Origin of the sequence: Stenotrophomonas sp. PA-6-5C, assembly GCF_021605635.1 — a bacterium.
Lineage (GTDB): Bacteria > Pseudomonadota > Gammaproteobacteria > Xanthomonadales > Xanthomonadaceae > Stenotrophomonas > Stenotrophomonas lactitubi.
Map to the genome: position 1 here is coordinate 56607 of NZ_WKEE01000006.1, position 17147 is coordinate 73753.

The following is a 17147-nucleotide window of genomic DNA, read 5'->3' on the forward strand; positions in this document are numbered from 1 at the left end:
GACCGCAATGCCTTCACTACCGTTCCTTGTCTCCCGCATGCCCGTTGCCGCATTCGGGTGTGGGGCATGAGCCGCGTCGTTGCGCTGGATACCGAAACCACCGGCATCTCGCATCGTCTGGGCCACAGGGTGATTGAAATCGGGGCGGTGGAACTGATCGATGGGCAGCTCAGCGGCCGCCAGTTCCACACGTATCTGCAGCCGCAGCGCAAAGTGGACTGGGGCGCACAGCGCGTGCACGGCATCAGCGATGCGATGCTGGTGGGCAAGCCGCTGTTTGCGAGCAAGGCTGCCGAGCTGCTGGAATTCCTGCGTGGCAGCGAGATGGTCGCGCACAACGCCACCTTCGACGTCGGCTTCCTCGACAACGAGCTGCGCCTGGCCGGTATCGCCGATGGGCTGGCCCAGCACTGCCGCGTGACCTGCAGCCTGAAGCTGGCCCGCAACCGGTGGCCGGGCATGCCCAACAAGCTCGACGATGTGCTGCAGCGCCTGCGTATTCCCGGCACCCGCGGCCTGCATGGCGCACTGAAGGATGCGCACCTGCTGGCCCAGGTGGTGCCGCACCTGCGTTGAGCTGGCCCTGTCGCTGTTGTAGAGCCGAGCCGATGCTCGGCTGCTCTCCCCGTACGACCCAGCCGAGCGTGGGCTATGCCGGTCGTCCTGACCGTCACCCTACGGGCCGTCGCAAGCGACGTTGGCAGCGGCTCCTGCCGCTACCTTCGGCGCTACAAGGGGCCCCGTCGCCGTGTTCAGCCTTGCCCTGTGGGTAAGTTGCGCAAGGTCTTGATTGCGTGCATAATGCGCGGCTCGCTGTGTCCGGTTTCGTGCCGGGCGGCGCCCCCGGGAGCACGTCCCCGGCCGCCCAACGCCAGCGTAACCCTTTGATTCTCTTGACGTGTGGTGGGCAACCATCGAGGCCGCCGTCTCCCGGGCTACGGGCTGACACAACTTACTATCGAGGTGCGCCATGTCCCGCGTATGCCAGGTTTCCGGCAAGCGAGTGCAGACGGGTAACAACGTCTCGCACGCCAACAACAAGACCCGTCGTCGTTTCCTGCCGAATCTGCACGAGCGCCGCTTCTGGGTTGCCAGCGAGAACCGCTGGGTGAAGCTTCGTGTTTCCGCGCATGCACTGCGCACCATCGACAAGAACGGTATCGATTCCGTTCTGGCTGAGCTGCGTGCGCGCGGCGAAAAGGTCTGAGGAGTAGACGATCATGGCAGGCAAGCGCGATAAGGTCCGTATGATTTCGACCGCTGGTACCGGTCACTTCTACACGACCGACAAGAACAAGAAGAACACCCCGGGGAAGATGGAATTCTCCAAGTACGATCCGGTCGTGCGCAAGCACGTCCCGTACAAGGAAGGCAAGATCAAGTAATCCGCAAGGATTGCTGATTGCCTCCGAAGAAACCCGCCCTCGTGGCGGGTTTTTTTGTGGCCCCCCGCCCCCGGTAGGTGTCGACCTTGGTCGACGCGCTGTCGAGCACCCGGGCACACATCCTGCCCCGTGCTATGCGGCCTTCTCCGCGCGCATGGCGATGCGTTCATCTCAATGGCGCCCGTCGGTCATGGGGCGCGGCTCGACTCCACCCACCCCGCTGGGCAGAATGGCCCATCACCCTCCCGACGGGCGCGCCTGATGCTGTTCGAGTGGTTGCTGGGTTCGTATCTGCTGCTGATCGACTGGCTGATCCGGCTGGTGGCGCTGTGCTGGATCCCCACCCGCACCACGCCGGGCGCGGCGCGCAGCTGGCTGCTGCTGGTCGGCTTCGTGCCGCTGCTGGGCCTGCCGCTGTACCTGCTGTTCGGGCATCCGTGGTTGTCGCGCGAACGCATCCGCCGGCAGGCCGAGGCCTCGCAGGTGATCCGCGAGGAACAGGCGCTGCAGCGCCGCCTGCGCTGGACGCCACAGCCCGATTCGGCCAGCGCCGAAGTGGTGCCGCTGGTGCAGCGTCAGGGCGATTTCATGCCGGTGCACGGCAACGCGGTCGATCTGCTGACCGACTACGACGAATCACTGCACAACCTGATCGCCGACATCGACCAGGCCCAGGACCGGGTGCACCTGCTGTACTACCTGATGTTCGATGACACCGTAGGCGAGGCCATCGTCGAAGCCCTGCAGCGTGCCGCAGCGCGTGGCGTGCAGTGCCGCGTGCTGCTGGATGCGGTGGGCGCCAAGCGCGGCCTGCGCGCGTACAGCAAGCGGCTGCGGTCACGTGACGTCGAAGTGCGCGCGATGCTGCCCGGCGGCCTGCGCTGGCGCCGCAGCGGGCGCATGGACCTGCGCAACCATCGCAAGATCGCGGTGATCGACAACGAGGTGGGTTATGTCGGTTCGCAGAACCTGGCGCGGCCTGAATTCGTGGCCGGCCACCCCAACCGCGAGCTGGTGGCGCGCGTACGCGGGCCGGCGGTAGCGCACCTTGAAGCGGTGTTCGCCAGTGACTGGTACATCGAAACCGGGCAGCGCCTGGACGTCATCGCCGACGTGCCGGTGTGCAGCGAAGACATCGCCACCCAGCTGCTGCCCAGCGGCCCGGCGTACCCCTACAGCAACGCGCGCGATGCGGTGGCCGCGCTGATCCATCTTGCCCGGCGGCGGCTGGTGATGGTGACGCCGTACTTCGTGCCCGACGAAGCAACGCTGAGTGCACTGCGCATCGCCGCACTGTCCGGCGTGCAGGTGCAGCTGATCCTGTCGGCCAGCAACAACCAGCGGCTGACCTCGTGGGCGCAGGAGGCCTACTACGATGAACTGCTGCGCTGCGGGGTGCAGATCGCGCTGTACGAGCCGCAGTTCCTGCATGCCAAGCACATGAGCGTGGACGAGGACATCGCGGTGCTCGGGTCGATCAACATGGATATCCGCTCGTTCGCGCTGAATGCCGAAATCGGCCTGATCTGCTACGACCGTCAACTGGTCACGCAGCTGATCGCCATCGAGGACGACTATCTGCGCCAGTCGCGCCTGCTGGACCTGGAGCAGTGGCGCAAGCGCCCCGCGTGGCTGCGCAGCCGCGAGGGCATCGCGCGCTTGGCCGATGCGCTGATGTAGGCCGGCGCCAGCCGGGCACGGTCGATGGCCTACAATCGGCGCATGACTGATTCACCGCGTAATGGCGAACTGGACCTGGCGATCATCGGTGGTGGTGCGGCCGGGGTGCTGGTGGCGATCCAGGTGTTGCGCCAGGCCCGGGCGCCGCTGGCGCTGACCATCTTCGAACCGGCCTCGCAGCTGGCACAGGGCATCGCCTATGCCACGCCGTGGCCGGAGCATCTGCTGAACGTGCCGGCGGCGAAGATGAGCGCGTTCCCCGACCAGCCCGGCGACTTCCTCGATTACCTGATGGCCGCCAACGCCTACCCGGGTGAGGCGCGCGAGGTGCTGGGCGAACGTTACGTGTGCCGCCATTACTTCGCCGCCTATCTGCAGCAGCGCCTGCGCGAGGCTGAAGCGGCCAGCGCGGCGCGATTGCAGGTCATCACCCAACCGGTGCTGGCGCTGCATGCCGATGACCACGGTTACCAGCTGCAGCTGGGCGCTGGCCCAACGCTGCATGCAGCGCAGGCAGTGATCGCCACCGGCAACAGCATGCGGCCGCTGCCGGTCGACGGCGCCGATGCGCTGCCCGCCGATGACGTGGTCGAAGCCTGGGATTACGACGGCGTGCGCACGCTGGCCGGTGGCCATGCACTGGCCATCGTCGGCTCCGGGCTGAGCATGGCGGACACCGTGTTGGCGCTGGTGGCCGCCGGTCACAGCGGGCCGCTGCACGTGATCTCGCGCCATGGCCTGCTGCCGTTGCCACATGCACACGGTGGCCTGCCGGCATTCGATCCGCAGGAGCTGCTGCCGATGACCCTGCGCCAGCGCCTGCGTGCACTGCGCCAACACGTACGGCAGGCACAGGCCGACGGCATCCCGTGGCAGGGCGTGATGGACCGCATCCGTCCGCATGGCCAGGCACTGTGGCTTAGCCTGGGCGAGGCCGACCAGCGTCGCTTCCTGCGCCACGTGGTGCGCTACTGGGACGTACACCGCCACCGCATCGCTGAACCGGTGGCCGAGCAGTTGCAGGCGCTGCAGGCCAGCGGCCAGCTGCGCGTTCACCGCGCCCGCCTGCAACGCGTGTGGCGCGACGGGGACGCCCTGTGGCTGTCGGGTCGCGAGGCGGGCGGCGGCAACGTGCAGTGGACGATCGGCGCGGTGGTCAATGCCACGGGCGTGGAAACCCGCGCCTCGGCGCTGAGCAACCCCTTGCTGCAGCAGCTGCAGGCCGATGGCCTGGCCCGTCCCGGCCCACATGGGCTGGGCCTGGACAGCAGTGTGCCGGGCGACCGGCTGTGCGCAGCGGGCGGCCAGCCGCAGGCGCGCCTGGGGGTGCTCGGCAGCCTGCGCATCGGCAACCTGTGGGAAAGCCTGGCGGTGCCTGAACTGCGTCAGCAGGCGGAGGCACTGGCCGTGCAGGTGGTCGCAGGAGCTGCGACGTCGATGCCGTAAAATGGAGGCATGGATGTCTCCCACTTGCTTGATGGCCTGAACCCGGCCCAGCGCGAAGCCGTCTCCGCTCCCCTCGGTCACCACCTGGTGCTGGCCGGTGCCGGGTCGGGCAAGACGCGCGTACTCACCCACCGCATTGCCTGGCTGCATGAAGTCGAAGGCGTGCCGACCCACGGCATCTTCGCGGTGACCTTCACCAACAAGGCTGCCGGCGAGATGCGCCATCGCATCGACGCGCAGCTGCCGCATGGCAGCCGCGGCATGTGGATCGGTACCTTCCACGGCCTGGCCAACCGCCTGCTGCGCCTGCACTGGCAGGACGCCAAGCTGCCGGAAAGCTTCCAGGTGATGGATTCGGACGATCAGCTGCGGCTGGTCAAGCGCGTGGTACAGGCGCTGGAGCTGGATGACGGCAAGTACCCGCCCAAGCAGATTGCCTGGTGGATCAACGCGCAGAAGGATGAGGGCCGCCGCCCGCAGCACATCCAGCCCGAGCCGAACGACGCGTGGCTGGAAACCATGCGCCAGGCCTATGCCGAGTACCAGGCGCGCTGCGACCGCGCCGGCCTGGTCGATTTCGCCGAGCTGCTGCTGCGCGCGCACGAACTGCTGCGCGACAACCCGCCATTGCTGTCGCATTACCGTGCGCGTTTCCGCGAGATCCTGGTGGACGAATTCCAGGATACCAACGCCATCCAGTACGCCTTCGTGCGCGTGCTGGCCGGGCATGAGGGCCACGTGTTCGTGGTCGGTGACGATGACCAGGCCATCTATGGCTGGCGCGGCGCCAAGGTCGAGAACGTGCAGGGCTTCCTGCGCGATTTCCCGGGCGCGCAGACCATCCGCCTGGAACAGAACTACCGCTCCACCGCCAACATCCTCAATGCCGCCAACGCGGTGATCGCGCACAACCCGGACCGCATCGGCAAGCAACTGTGGACCGACAGCGGCGACGGCGATCCGATCGACCTGTACGCGGCGTACAACGAGATGGACGAGGCGCGCTACATCGTCGAGCGCGCGCGGCAGTGGGTGCGCGACGGTGGCAGCTATACCGAAGTGGCCGTGCTCTACCGCAGCAACGCGCAGTCGCGCGCGCTGGAAGAAGCGCTGCTGAGCGAACAGGTGCCGTACCGCGTGTATGGCGGCATGCGCTTCTTCGAGCGCGCCGAGGTGAAGGATGCGCTGGCCTACCTGCGCCTGTTGTCCAACCGCAACGACGACGCTGCATTCGAGCGCGCGGTGAACACGCCCACGCGTGGCATCGGTGACCGCACGTTGGACGAAGTGCGCCGCGAAGCGCGCGCCCAGGGCATCTCGCTGTGGGAAGCCACCATGCTGGTGACACAGGGCAGTGCACTGGCGGCGCGTGCGCGCAACGCGCTGGCCGGCTTCCTGGTGCTGGTCAATGAACTGCAGGCACAGACCCTGCAGATGACCCTGGCCGAGCGCGTGGACCATGTCCTGGTGCGCTCGCAGCTGCGCGAACACTGGAGCAAGGAAAGCCGCAACGCGCTGGATTCGGAATCGCGCACCGACAACCTCGACGAACTGGTGTCGGTGGCCTCGCGCTTCGTGCGCCGTGCCGACGACATCGAGGAAGTGGGCGAGGACATGGACGAGCTGGTCGCGTTCCTGGCCTATGCCGCGCTGGAAGCCGGTGAAGGCCAGGCGCAGGCGGGCGAGGAGGGCGTGCAGCTGATGACGCTGCACTCGGCCAAGGGCCTGGAATTCCCGCTGGTGTTCCTGGCTGGCGTGGAAGAGGGCCTGTTCCCCAGCGCACGGTCGCTGGAGGAAAGCGGACGGCTGGAGGAAGAGCGTCGGCTGGCCTACGTCGGCATCACCCGCGCGCGACAGAAGCTGGTGCTGAGCTACGCCGAATCGCGGCGCATCCACGGCCAGGACAACTACAGCCTGCCGTCGCGCTTCCTGCGCGAGATTCCGCGCGAGCTGCTGCATGAAGTGCGGCCGAAGGTGCAGGTCTCGCGACCGGCCTCGATGGGCGCAAGCCGGGTGATGGGTCACGCCGCCATCGAAGCGCCGCCGATCAAGCTGGGCGCGCTGGTCAACCATCCCAAGTTCGGCGAAGGCATGGTGACCGACTACGAAGGTAACGGTGCCCATGCACGTGTGCAGATCGAGTTCGCCGATGCCGGCAGCAAGTGGCTGGTGATGGCGTATGCCAACCTGACGGTGATCTGATCACCGTCGGGGTCGGATCCCTCTCGAGGGGAGGGCCCTGACCCCAACGCGGTAGGAAGCAGCCGAGCATGGGCCCGGCTCTACAAAGGCGAGTGCTCATGACCCGCAAGGTTCTCTTCCTCTGCAGCCAGAACCGCCTGCGCAGCCCCACGGCCGAGCAGGTGTTCGCCGAGTGGCCGGGCATCGAGACCGCCTCGGCCGGGCTGCTCGCCGACGCCGAGGAGATCCTCAGCCCCGAGCTGCTGCAGTGGGCGGACCTGGTGTTCGTGATGGAGCGGGCACACCGCAACCGCCTCTCCAGCCGCTACAAACCGTGGCTGAAGGGCAAGCGCGTGATCTGCCTGGATATTCCGGATGACTACGAGTACATGGATCCGGTGCTGGTGGAGCTGCTGAAACGGAAAGTGCCGCCGTTCCTGCGCTGAGCGTTCGTTGCAGAGCCGAGCCCATGCTCGGCTGCTTCTCCGGCGAAAGGCAGCCGAGCACGGCGCGGCTCTACAATAGCGGCCACATCTCCCAGGAACGCCCTCATGACCGAGCCCACGCTGCATGTCACCGTGAAATTGAACGCCAGGCTGCAGCCCGAGCATCGCCATGAGCTGTTCGAGGATCCGCTGGATGCGCTGCTGCAGGCGGCCGAGCTGGGTGGAATCACCGGTGGCGGTACCGCCATGTCCGACGAAGGCGAAGTCGAATACGGCGATATCGAAGTGGCGCTGGTTGATGCCGCAGGCGTGCCGAAGCTGGTCGACCTGCTGGAGCAGCTGGGTGCGCCCAAGGGTTCGCAGATACAGGGCGCAGGCGAGGCCGATCGCAGCTTCGGCGTGACCGAGGGCTTGGGCATCTACCTCGACGGCCTCACCCTGCCGGACGAGGTATACGAGCAGTGCGATTCGAACCATGTGTTCGAACAGCTGTCCGAGCGCATCGATGGCCTGGGCGAGATCTGCAGCTGGTGGCAGGGGCCGAGCGAGACCGCGCTGTACATGTATGGCCAGTCGTTCGAGGCGATGCGTGAGGCGATCGCTGAATTCGTCAGCAGCTACCCGCTGTGCCAGAACGCACGCGTGGTGCAGATCGCCTGAGCGTAGGCCTCTACCGGTAGGTGCCAACCTTGGTTGGCACGATGTCGTCGGTCGCGGAGAGCAGCCGAGCATGGCTCGGCTCTACAGAAGAGCGTTACCGACTTGCGGCCCCGCGGGCGTTGTCGCGCAGCGCCATGTCCTTGCCGACTTGGTAGGCACCGAACAGCACCGCCAATGCGATGATCGCGGCGATCAGGATGGACTTCTGGGAGCTCCAGACGGGTGGTCTGTTGTTTTGCATGCCTGTCATCCTTGGAGGCGGCGCGGTGCCGCGCGCCCAGCATGAGCCGCAGTGGTCAGGGTGCGCAAGCTGGTGGTGCATGCACCGATCATGCCGCGCTGCGCAGGCATCGCTGCGCGCTGCCGGATTGATCCTGCGCAAGGCACGATCTCCACATCGGGTATGTAATGGTGTCGTTCCCACTGGGTAGATCACCGCGGAGCCCCACCATGTACAAGCGCATCCTGATCGCCACCGACGGTTCGGAGCTGGCCGACAAGGGCCTGGCCAAGGGCCTGGAGCTGGCCAAGGACCTCAACGCCGAGGTCGACATCGTCACCGTCTCCGAGCCATGGGCCGTCGGCATGTACGACGCCATGGGCTGGAGCGTGGGTTACATGAACAGCCCGGAGTACAAGGCCGACCGCGAGGAAGGCGCGCAGAAGGTGCTGCAGCCTGCGCTGGCCAAAGCCGCCGAGCAGGGCATCACCGCCAATCCGGTGCATGTGCTGGACCGCTACGCGGCCGACGGCATCATCGAGACGGCGGGCCAGCGCAACAGCGACCTGATCGTGATGACCTCGCACGGCCGCCGCGGTGTCACCCGCGTGCTGCTGGGCAGCCAGACCGCCGAGGTGCTGGCGCGCAGCACGCTGCCGGTGCTGGTCATCCGCTGATACAGAGCGTTCCCGGGGAGGGGACCCGACGCCGGCCGCAGGAAGCGCGCCGGCGTTGTTTTTTCCGGCGCCCGGCGGATAAGGCCACCGAAACATCCAGTAGATCCACCCCATGGGTGGATGGACATCGCCGATCGCCTTGATGGGGTCAGAGCCCTTTCCTGCGGAAAGGGATCCGACCCTGCCTACATCACCAGCTGTACAGCTTCCAGTACACCGGCGACACACCGTCCTTGTCGTTGTCGAAGCGGCCATCGCCGTTCTTGTCGTACATGTAGAACGGCGCGCCGCGTGCCGGCGTCACCTTGACCATGCGCAGCTGGCCGGACACCCGGTACTCCTCGATGGTGTCACCGTTGTCCATGGTGCGCTTGGAGACATCGGCGCCCTTGACGTCCACCGGGGGAGCGCCCGCACCGCCCATGCTGGCGCAGCCAGCAAGCAGGAGCAGGGAAGCCAGCATCAGGTTCTTCATCGGCGGGGCCTTTGCCTGGAAAGAGCCTTGATTATGCCCCAACGCCGCGTCGCTGCCGTGTCGCCGCGATGCAGGAACAGGCGCGTAGAATCGTCGCATGAGCAGATTAGTCCTGATCGACGGGTCCAGTTACCTGTACCGCGCGTTCCACGCGCTGCCGCCCCTGTCCAATGCACAGGGTGAGCCCACCGGCGCGCTGTTCGGCGTGGTCAACATGCTGCGCTCGACGCTGAAGGAACGCCCGGCCTACGTCGCGTTCGTCGTCGATGCCCCCGGCAAGACCTTCCGTGACGACCTGTACGACCAGTACAAGGCCAACCGCCCGCCGATGCCCGATGAACTGCGCAGCCAGGTCGAGCCGATGTGCCGCATCGTTGAAGCGCTGGGCATCAGCATCCTGCGCATCGACGGCGTGGAGGCCGACGATGTGATCGGCACCCTGGCCCTGCAGGGCGTGGCACAGGACCTGAAGGTCACCATCTCGACCGGCGACAAGGATTTCGCGCAGCTGGTCCGGCCGGGCATCGAACTGGTCAACACCATGACCGGCAGCCGCATGGATTCGGACGCGGCGGTGATGGACAAGTTCGGCGTGCGTGCGGACCAGATCGTCGACCTGCTGGCGCTGATGGGCGACACCGTGGACAACGTGCCCGGGGTGGAGAAGTGCGGGCCGAAGACGGCGGCCAAGTGGCTGGCCGAGTACCAGCACCTGGACGGGGTGATCGCGGCTGCGCCAACCATGAAGGGCAAGATCGGCGAGAACCTGCGCGCCGCGCTGGAGCGGCTGCCGCTGAACAAGGAGCTGGTGACCATCCGCACCGACGTCGCGCTGGACGCCAGCCCGACCACACTGGCCCTGCGTGATCCGGACGTGCCCACACTGGGCGAGCTGTACCTGCGCTATGGCTTCACCCAGGCGTTGAAAGAGCTGGGCGGTCCGATCGCAGCACCGGCGCAGGTCAGCGAGGCCACCCCGAGCCTGCGCGGCACCGCAGCCGGCTTTGCCCGTGGCAGCGCCGAAGCGCCGCCGGCGGGCGAGCTCGATCCTGCGCTGTCAGCGCCCGGCGAGTACGAGACCGTGCTGACCACAGAGCAGCTGCAGGCTTGGGTCGCGCGCGTTCAGCAGGCCGATCTGATCAGCTTCGATACCGAGACCGATGCGCTGGACGCGATGCGTGCGCGTCTGGTGGGCATCAGCCTGGCGGTAGAGCCGGGCAAGGCCGCCTACATCCCGGTCGGCCATGACTATCCGGGCGCACCGGCACAGCTGCCGCTGGCGCAGGTGCTCGATGCGCTGCGGCCGGCGCTGCAGGACCCGGCGAAGAAGAAGCTGGGCCAGCATGGCAAGTACGACCTGCACGTGCTGCGCCGCCATGGCGTGGACGTGCAGGGCTACCACGACGACACCATGCTCGAGAGCTTCGTGCTCAATTCCACCGCCACCCGCCACGACATGGATTCGCTGGCCCTGCGTTACCTGGGCTACAACACCATCAAGTTCGAGGAGGTGGCAGGCAAGGGCGCCAAGCAGATCTCGTTCTCGCAGGTGGGCATCGACGAAGCCAGCCGCTACGCCGCCGAAGACGCCGACATCACCCTGCGCCTGCACCACGCGCTGCAGCCACAACTGCTGGCCGAGCCGACCCTGGACAGCGTGTACCGCAGCATCGAGATGCCGCTGGTGCCGGTGCTGACCAGCATCGAGGCCAACGGCGTGCGGATCGACACCGACGAACTGCGCCGGCAGAGCCAGGACCTGTCCTCGCGCATGCTGGCCGCGCAGCAGAAGGCCACCGAACTGGCCGGGCGCAGCTTCAACCTGGATTCGCCCAAGCAGCTGCAGGCGGTGCTGTTCGACGAACTGAAGCTGCCGGCGGTGGTGAAGACCCCCAAGGGCCAGCCCAGCACCAATGAAGAGGCGCTGGAGGCGATTGCAGAACAGCACGAGCTGCCGCGGGTGATCCTTGAATACCGTGGCCTGGCCAAGCTGCGCAGCACCTACACCGACAAGCTGCCGGAGATGGTCAACCCGGATACCGGCCGGGTGCACACCAGCTACCACCAGTCCGGCGCCGCCACCGGCCGCCTGTCTTCGTCCGATCCGAACCTGCAGAACATCCCGATCCGCACCGAGGATGGCCGCCGCATCCGCCGCGCGTTCATCGCCCCGGAAGGCTTCCAGCTGCTGGCGGCCGACTATTCGCAGATCGAGCTGCGGATCATGGCCCACCTGTCCGGAGACCCGGGCCTGGTGCGCGCCTTCGAGCAGGGCGCCGACGTGCACCGGGCCACCGCCGCCGAGGTGTTCGGCCGCACCCTGGAAGAAGTGACCAGCAACGAGCGTCGCGCGGCCAAGGCGATCAACTTCGGCCTGATGTACGGCATGAGCGCGTTCGGACTGGCCCGCAACCTCGGTATCGACCGTGGCCAGGCGCAGGACTACGTGGCGCTGTACTTCAGCCGCTACCCGGGTGTACGTGACTTCATGGAGCGCATGCGCGAGCAGGCCCGGGAGCAGGGCTACGTGGAGACCCTGTTCGGCCGTCGCCTGTACCTGAACGACATTCATGCACGTAACCAGGGCCTGCGTGCCGGCGCTGAACGTGCGGCGATCAATGCCCCGATGCAGGGCACCGCCGCTGACATCATCAAGCGCGCCATGGTCGCGGTGGACCAGTGGCTGCGTGACAGCGGCGCCCCGGCGCGGATGATCCTGCAGGTGCACGATGAACTGGTATTCGAAGCCGAGAATGGATTCATTGAAGAGCTGCGCAGCAATGTCGTGCAGCACATGTCGCAAGCAGCACAATTGCGAGTGCCGCTGGTGGTCGATACCGGTACCGGCAGCAACTGGGATGAGGCGCACTGAGTCGCATTCAGGCCGAAAACGCCGTGAATTCGTTCATTTGTACGATGTTTCTGACTCAAACATGAATGCTTCCCTGAGGGGTGCTTATTAAATTGGGCCCCTTCACGAACCGTTAGTGTTCGGAGTGCTTCTATAACTCCCGACAGGCGCAACGCCTGTTGTGGATCTCTCCCATCCCCTGGAGCAGATCTCGGAACGGGGGCTCCTCCCCAAGCACCCGTTCCCCGGCCCCGTTGACCTCCCCCTGGTCAGCGGGGCTTTTTATTTGTGCGCTGCTGCGCCACGCTGGGCCATCGCTCAGCAGGGGAACCCGCAATGCCCGACCTGTTCGCCCTGGCGATGCCGTGGTGGGAATTCATCCTGCGCGCGGTGGTGGTCTAGGCAGTGGTACTGGGCATGGTCCGGCTCAGTGGCAAGCGCGCGCTGGGGCAGGTCACGCCGTTCGATGTGCTGCTGATCGTGCTGCTGATCGTGCTGCTCGGCAACGCGGTGCAGAACGCGTTGCTGGGCACCGATACGTCGCTGGCCGGTGGCCTGCTGCTGGCCGCCACGCTGATCCTGCTGAACTACGGCGTGGGCTGGATCACCGCCCGCAGCCGCCGCATGGAACGGTTGATCGAGGGCGAACCGGTGGTGATCGCGCGCAACGGCAAGCTCTTCGACAGCGTGCTGCGGCGCGAGCTGGTCAGCCGCGCCGATTTCGAGGTCGCCATGCGCCAGCAGAGCTGCATCGGCGTGGAAGAGGTGGAACTGGCACTGCTGGAAACCAACGGCCACATCACCATCATTCCCAAGCGCAAGGACGAGTGACGCGCGCCACAGCGTGCGCCGGAGGCAGTACTCCTGCGACCCACGCCGACACGGTTTACTGTTCGGCCGCCTGCGCCTTCATGCCCGCCCAGTCACGTGTGGCGTCCACATCGCAGGCTACATGGGTGCCCTTGCCGTCCTTGGCGCAGATCGCCGCCATCGTCTGCGGAACCTTGGGGTCGGCGGTATGCGCATAGCCTGCGGCGAGCCCCAGGCAGCCATCGCGCACGCCTGCGCTGCACAGCTTGATGAAATAGGGCTGGGCCTGCGCCCACTTCTCGGCGTTGTGCAGTTCTTCGCCCGCGACCTTGCAGCCGAGCAGCTTGCCGTCGTTGCAGCATGACGCGGCACCGCCCTTGCGGGCCAGGATCGGGCAGTCCAGTGGCTGCGGGATCTCCACGAATCCCGGCGGCGGCTGGCAGCTCGTCGCGGACTTGTCCATCCGCTGGTAGTAGCCGTAGCGGTTGTCCTTGTCCATCCCGGCCAGGGTTCCGTTGCTCAGTGGCTGCAGTACGAAATCGCTGCCGACGTCACGACGGATCAGGATCCTGCCGTCCTGCACGCGTGCGCGCAGGCGGGTGCCGACACCCTCCACTTCGACCAGGCCGGCATCCAGGAACCGCAGCGACGACAGCAGGCCAAGCTCGGCCTCGAAGCGGCCGCAGGGAAGCGCGGTAGCTGCGACCGGGGTCAGCGCCGACGACGCCAGCGGGGTCAGCATCGCCAGGCCCTTGGCCGGGCCGCAGGCGTAGGTGCCCTCGCGCTGCGTGCACGAGCGCTGCAGGGCCTGCTGCGCCTGCTGCAGGCGTCCGCCGTTCCACAGCGCCTCGGCCACGTTGCTGCAGAACGACTCGCCCTGCTGCTGCGCGCACAGCGCCGCCAGTTCATCCAGCTGCGCTGCTGGCAGCGGTGCGTCCAGGGTCTGCTCCAGGCCCATCACCGCCCTGCCCATCAGTTCGCCGGCCATGGCCTTCATGACGGCCATGCAGGCTTCCCCCTCCTCGGGCGATGCGTCTTCGCGGCAGTAGGGCGGCATCTGCGGCTCGGCCTGGGCCCGCTGCGGTTGCGCCTCCGTGGCCTGGCGCTGGTAGGTCTCCTGCAGTTGGGTGCAGGCCGCCTCCACGCCCTCGCTGCACCAGGCGTGCAGCTGCGTGGGCGCGGCCTCGGGCAGTGCCTCCAGGCAGTCGCTGGTATCGGCCATGCAGCTGCCTTCGACCATCTCCGGTACCGGCTTGCAGGCGGCCGCTGCTTTCAGGTGGAACGTGTGGTATCCGCCGCTGACCGTGCGGTCGTTGTCGCTGAACTCCCAGTTCTCCAAGCGGCCGGTGGACAGGTTGCCAGTGCCCAGCAGGTTGTCCTGGCGTACCAGCCGCAGCCGTTCCGTGGCCTGGTAGGGGCCCGAAAGGAAGCCGTGGGCTTCGCTTTCGATGGTCAGGCTGGCGTTGCCATCGTCCTGCAGGTAGGTGCCGCAGGCCATCGACTGCGCGGCCACCTGCAGGCTGGGCACGGCCAGCGCGAGCAGCAGCATGAGGCGCCAGGTGGCCATCCGGCGGCGTGGGGAAACAACAACGGGCATCACGGTCTTCCTTGATTCAAGACAAGAGGGGGGGAATGAAGTGGAGGCGCCGCAGCGGGGCCACCGCCGCGTGGGCGGTGGTCCGCACAACCGCAGGGATTGCGCAGCGGCAACGCGTGCAGCGTCCGGTACCGGAAGCGCCTACAGCCAGTCGCGTGGCACCAGGTAATCGGCCAGGCGCGCTTCGGCGCTGCCGTCTTCCGGGGTAAAACCGTACTCCCAGCGCACGCGCGGGGGCAGGCTCATCAGGATGCTCTCGCTGCGGCCACCGCTCTGCAGGCCGAACAGCGTGCCGCGGTCGTAGACCAGGTTGAACTCGACGTAGCGGCCACGGCGGTACAGCTGGAACTCGCGTTCGCGTTCGCCGTACGGCGTGTTCTTGCGCTGCTGCACGATCGGCAGATACGCATCGAGGAAACCCTCGCCGACCGCGCGCAGGTAGGCGAAGTCACGCTCGAAATCGCCGTGCAGATCGTCGAAGAACAGACCGCCCACGCCGCGCGTTTCGTTGCGATGGCGCAGGAAGAAATACTCATCGCACCAGCGCTTGTGCGCGGCGTAGCGCTCTTCACCGAACGGCGCGCACAGATCGCGCGCCACCCGATGCCAGTGCTGCACGTCCTCGTCGAACGGGTAGAACGGGGTCAGGTCGAAGCCACCACCGAACCAGCTGGCCACCACTTCGCCATCGCGCTGCGCCTGGAAGAAGCGCACGTTGGCATGGGTGGTCGGCACATGGGGATTGAGCGGGTGGAACACCAGCGACACCCCGGTGGCACGCCACGAGGCGCCGGCCAGTTCTGGCCGGTTGGCCGAGGCCGAGGGCGGCAGGCGACTGCCCGCCACATCGGAAAAGCCGATGCCGGCCTGCTCGAACACTGCGCCATCGCGCAGCACACGGGTGCGGCCACCGCCGCCCTCGGCGCGCTGCCACAGGTCTTCCTGGAAGCGTGCGCGGCCATCGGCGGACTCGATTGCCGCACAGATGCGATCCTGCAGGTCGGTGAGGTAGGCGCGAACGCGCTCGAATTCGTTCATGGCGCGTACTTTACCGCAGGGCCTGCCCGAAGCTGCGGGCAAGCCCTGGCGGACTCAGCGCTTGCGGTTGGAACTGCGTGGCGCCGGGGTGTCGTCCACTGCCGCCTCATCGGCCGCCTTCTGCAGGGCGCCCCCCAGAACGATCAGCTTCCAGTTCTGTGTTTCGAGCACGTCGCAGGCCACGTGGAGGCCGTTGCGGTCGGCCTTGCACAGCTGTTCCAGGGTCGCACGTGCGTCCACACCGGCACCGTTGCCCTGCGCGGTGACCAGGTTCTCGCACCCTTCGCGCACTCCTGCGCGGCAGACCGTGGCGTAGTGTTCGGCGGCCTGCAGCCAGTTCCCGGACAGCGCAAGGCGGTTGCCGAGGATGTTGCAGCCCTGCAGCTTGCCTTGTGCGCAGCAGGCCTCGGCACCATCGCCATCGGCCCGTGCCAGCGGGCAATCCTGTGGCAGCGGCAGCACCGTGTACTGCTTCGGTGCGCTGCAGCCGGTTGCGCCCTCACCCGTGGGAGCGAACACCTGGAAACGGGTCCAGCTGTCCAGCCCCAGCAATTGGCCGCCCGGCAGCGGACGCAGCACGAAGTCACCGCCCTTGTCATGGCGGATACGGATGTCGCCGCTCTCGACACGCGCACGCAGCTGGCTGCTCCAGCCAACACCGACCAGACCGGCGTCACCGAAATCCAGCGTGTCCATCAGGCCGCCGTCGGACCGGTAGTTGCCACAGGGCAGGGCCGTTGCGGGCTGCGGTCTCAGCGATGCGCCCACCGCCTGCAGCGCAGGCAGTCGCTCGCAGGCAGAGGTTTCATTGCCGGGTGTGCAGGCCGCAGCCAGTGCCTGCACCGCCTGCTGGGGATCTCCCGCTTCCCAGGAGAGCTCAGCCACGCGGGTACAGAAGCCGCCGTGCGGTACCTTCCGGCACAGCTGCAGCAGCTGTTGGCGGCGCACAGCCGGCACGATCACCGGCGCGGTGGGTGCCGCCATCGTCACCACTGCTTCGGTCATGGCTGCGGTCATCGCTGCCTTGACCAGCTGCTCCTGCACCGCAGGGGCGGCCTCCAGGGCTGCGGCACAGGCCGGGGTTCCCTGCTCGAAGCCGCCGTCGTGGCAGGCGGCAGGGAGCTCAATGCCGGACAGGGCGGCGTCGAGCGCAGCCTTCTGCACGGCAGGATCGGCGTCGACCGCAGGTTTGGCCTCATCGTGCCAACGATCAGCCAACTGCAGGCACATGCCCGGCACGCCTTCCTGGCAGGCCGATTCAAGAACGGAAAGCGGGGCGATGGTGCGATTGTCCAGGCACGCCGCCGCATCGGCCAGGCAGCTGCCAGCGGCAGGTGTGGCTGCCGCAGCGCACTGTGCCGGCGTCTGCAGGGTGTAGACCGTGCCATCCACTTCGACGGTGCGGCCACGATCGCGCACCTGCAGCGCGCTGGGCAGGCCGTATTCCAGGCTCACCAGCTGCAGCTTTCCGTCGATCTGCTGGAAGGCGACCGGAGACGGCGCGCTGCCGAAATGCTTCTGCTCGCCGCGATCGGGTGAGCTGATACGCAGCGTGCTGCTGCCTTCATCGGCCTTGAACAGGCCGCATTGTGGCGATTGTGCAGCAGCCATCGGCGTGGCCAGCAGCAACGCCCAGGTCAGCCAGCGGCGGTGTGGTGCGGGTGAAGGCATGTCGTCTCCT

15 protein-coding genes and 1 pseudogene are annotated in these 17147 nt (G+C 67.0%); 11 read left to right on the plus strand and 5 right to left on the minus strand.

All coding sequences use genetic code 11. From position 1 onward, the window contains the following. Positions 1-66: 66 nt before the first annotated feature. The 8 genes from dnaQ (at position 67) to GIW57_RS03860 (ending at position 7798) form a co-directional block, all read left to right on the plus strand. Complete coding sequence (gene dnaQ, locus GIW57_RS03825; protein WP_089237855.1) at positions 67-576, plus strand: DNA polymerase III subunit epsilon; 510 nt, start codon at positions 67-69, stop codon at positions 574-576. Between the two features lie 394 nt (positions 577-970). Next, on the plus strand, positions 971-1207 hold the full coding sequence (gene rpmB / locus GIW57_RS03830; protein ID WP_005411638.1) for a 50S ribosomal protein L28: 237 nt from the start codon (positions 971-973) through the stop codon (positions 1205-1207). 10 nt (positions 1208-1217) lie between these two features. Then, the gene (rpmG, locus tag GIW57_RS03835) at positions 1218-1385 is read left to right on the plus strand and encodes a 50S ribosomal protein L33 (protein ID WP_170272460.1); all 168 of its coding nucleotides are present in this window, start codon (positions 1218-1220) and stop codon (positions 1383-1385) included. Between the two features lie 261 nt (positions 1386-1646). After that, positions 1647-3065 carry a cardiolipin synthase gene (gene cls / locus GIW57_RS03840; protein WP_089237853.1) on the plus strand — a complete coding sequence of 473 codons (1419 nt, stop codon included), beginning with the start codon at positions 1647-1649 and terminating at the stop codon, positions 3063-3065. A gap of 24 nt (positions 3066-3089) precedes the next feature. After that, positions 3090-4511 carry an FAD/NAD(P)-binding protein gene (locus tag GIW57_RS03845; RefSeq protein ID WP_236509196.1) on the plus strand — a complete coding sequence of 474 codons (1422 nt, stop codon included), beginning with the start codon at positions 3090-3092 and terminating at the stop codon, positions 4509-4511. A gap of 9 nt (positions 4512-4520) precedes the next feature. Then, a complete protein-coding gene (gene uvrD / locus GIW57_RS03850; RefSeq protein WP_099819910.1) occupies positions 4521-6713 on the plus strand; it encodes a DNA helicase II in 2193 nt (730 codons plus the stop codon). Between the two features lie 98 nt (positions 6714-6811). Next, entirely contained in the window at positions 6812-7138 is a 327-nt protein-coding gene (locus GIW57_RS03855) for a low molecular weight protein tyrosine phosphatase family protein (RefSeq protein WP_100461988.1), read from the plus strand. A gap of 105 nt (positions 7139-7243) precedes the next feature. Further along, entirely contained in the window at positions 7244-7798 is a 555-nt protein-coding gene (locus tag GIW57_RS03860; protein WP_100554012.1) for a hypothetical protein, read from the plus strand. A gap of 94 nt (positions 7799-7892) precedes the next feature. Here GIW57_RS03860 and GIW57_RS03865 read toward each other — a convergent pair whose 3' ends face one another. Then, positions 7893-8039 carry a hypothetical protein gene (locus tag GIW57_RS03865; protein WP_165781013.1) on the minus strand — a complete coding sequence of 49 codons (147 nt, stop codon included), beginning with the start codon at positions 8037-8039 and terminating at the stop codon, positions 7893-7895. 209 nt (positions 8040-8248) lie between these two features. Between GIW57_RS03865 and GIW57_RS03870 the strand changes: the two genes are divergently transcribed. After that, positions 8249-8695, plus strand: a complete 447-nt coding sequence (locus GIW57_RS03870) for a universal stress protein (protein WP_025878044.1) — start codon at positions 8249-8251, stop codon at positions 8693-8695. A gap of 190 nt (positions 8696-8885) precedes the next feature. On the opposite strand, the gene GIW57_RS03875 is transcribed toward GIW57_RS03870, so the two are convergent. Continuing rightward, positions 8886-9170, minus strand: coding sequence for a DUF2782 domain-containing protein (locus GIW57_RS03875; RefSeq protein ID WP_236509197.1), 285 nt, complete (start codon positions 9168-9170; stop codon positions 8886-8888). A 97-nt stretch (positions 9171-9267) separates the two neighbouring features. Here GIW57_RS03875 and polA point away from each other — a divergent pair, with 97 nt between their 5' ends. Then, complete coding sequence (polA, locus tag GIW57_RS03880) at positions 9268-12042, plus strand: DNA polymerase I (protein WP_236509198.1); 2775 nt, start codon at positions 9268-9270, stop codon at positions 12040-12042. A 315-nt stretch (positions 12043-12357) separates the two neighbouring features. Next, positions 12358-12852: pseudogene (locus GIW57_RS03885) on the plus strand (YetF domain-containing protein). A gap of 55 nt (positions 12853-12907) precedes the next feature. Here GIW57_RS03885 and GIW57_RS03890 read toward each other — a convergent pair. The 3 genes from GIW57_RS03890 to GIW57_RS03900 all read right to left on the minus strand — a co-directional run bounded on the left by GIW57_RS03890 (position 12908) and on the right by GIW57_RS03900 (position 17137). Further along, on the minus strand, positions 12908-14428 hold the full coding sequence (locus tag GIW57_RS03890; protein ID WP_236509199.1) for a hypothetical protein: 1521 nt from the start codon (positions 14426-14428) through the stop codon (positions 12908-12910). A 141-nt stretch (positions 14429-14569) separates the two neighbouring features. Continuing rightward, positions 14570-15466: an oxygen-dependent coproporphyrinogen oxidase gene (gene hemF / locus GIW57_RS03895; RefSeq protein WP_100461997.1), complete on the minus strand. Its 897-nt coding sequence runs from the start codon at positions 15464-15466 to the stop codon at positions 14570-14572. 54 nt (positions 15467-15520) lie between these two features. After that, complete coding sequence (locus GIW57_RS03900) at positions 15521-17137, minus strand: hypothetical protein (RefSeq protein WP_236509200.1); 1617 nt, start codon at positions 17135-17137, stop codon at positions 15521-15523. Between the last annotated feature and the right edge of the window lie 10 nt (positions 17138-17147).

Coding starts and splice junctions, on each gene's coding strand:
- dnaQ (WP_089237855.1), top strand. CDS start 67: ATGAGCCGCGTCGTTGCGCTGGATACCGAAACCACCGGCATCTCGCAT.
- GIW57_RS03890 (WP_236509199.1), bottom strand. CDS start 14,428: ATGCCCGTTGTTGTTTCCCCACGCCGCCGGATGGCCACCTGGCGCCTC.
- GIW57_RS03865 (WP_165781013.1), bottom strand. CDS start 8,039: ATGCAAAACAACAGACCACCCGTCTGGAGCTCCCAGAAGTCCATCCTG.
- rpmB (WP_005411638.1), top strand. CDS start 971: ATGTCCCGCGTATGCCAGGTTTCCGGCAAGCGAGTGCAGACGGGTAAC.
- hemF (WP_100461997.1), bottom strand. CDS start 15,466: ATGAACGAATTCGAGCGCGTTCGCGCCTACCTCACCGACCTGCAGGAT.
- GIW57_RS03875 (WP_236509197.1), bottom strand. CDS start 9,170: ATGAAGAACCTGATGCTGGCTTCCCTGCTCCTGCTTGCTGGCTGCGCC.
- GIW57_RS03900 (WP_236509200.1), bottom strand. CDS start 17,137: ATGCCTTCACCCGCACCACACCGCCGCTGGCTGACCTGGGCGTTGCTG.
- GIW57_RS03855 (WP_100461988.1), top strand. CDS start 6,812: ATGACCCGCAAGGTTCTCTTCCTCTGCAGCCAGAACCGCCTGCGCAGC.
- uvrD (WP_099819910.1), top strand. CDS start 4,521: ATGGATGTCTCCCACTTGCTTGATGGCCTGAACCCGGCCCAGCGCGAA.
- GIW57_RS03845 (WP_236509196.1), top strand. CDS start 3,090: ATGGCCTACAATCGGCGCATGACTGATTCACCGCGTAATGGCGAACTG.
- GIW57_RS03870 (WP_025878044.1), top strand. CDS start 8,249: ATGTACAAGCGCATCCTGATCGCCACCGACGGTTCGGAGCTGGCCGAC.
- cls (WP_089237853.1), top strand. CDS start 1,647: ATGCTGTTCGAGTGGTTGCTGGGTTCGTATCTGCTGCTGATCGACTGG.
- polA (WP_236509198.1), top strand. CDS start 9,268: ATGAGCAGATTAGTCCTGATCGACGGGTCCAGTTACCTGTACCGCGCG.
- GIW57_RS03860 (WP_100554012.1), top strand. CDS start 7,244: ATGACCGAGCCCACGCTGCATGTCACCGTGAAATTGAACGCCAGGCTG.